Genomic DNA, 260 nt, shown 5'->3' on the forward strand with positions numbered 1-260 from the left:
GAAGACCGCGGCCTCAAGGCCCTGAGCAACAGATTCGTCAATGCCTACTTCGAGGCGACCGGCGACTACAGCGGCCTCGCCCTGCTCGACTTCTACAAGGCCTATCGCGCCATGGTGCGCGCCAAGATCGCCCTCTTCCGCCCCGGCCAGGCCGAGGAGCCGGCGCTGCGGGCCGAGATCCTTGCCAGCTATCGCAGCTACACCGCGCTGGCCGAAGGCTATACCCAGGTGCCCCAGCCCTTCGCGGCGGTGATGCACGG

1 pseudogene is annotated in these 260 nt (G+C 67.7%); it reads left to right on the forward strand.

Annotated features, from left to right (window positions below):
• A pseudogene (locus FS767_RS22355) lies at positions 1 to 260 on the forward strand (hypothetical protein); the annotation flags it as partial.

The sequence above is a fragment of the Pseudomonas sp. DE0010 genome, assembly GCF_007680745.1.
In the GTDB taxonomy this organism is placed as follows: domain Bacteria; phylum Pseudomonadota; class Gammaproteobacteria; order Pseudomonadales; family Pseudomonadaceae; genus Aquipseudomonas; species Aquipseudomonas parafulva_B.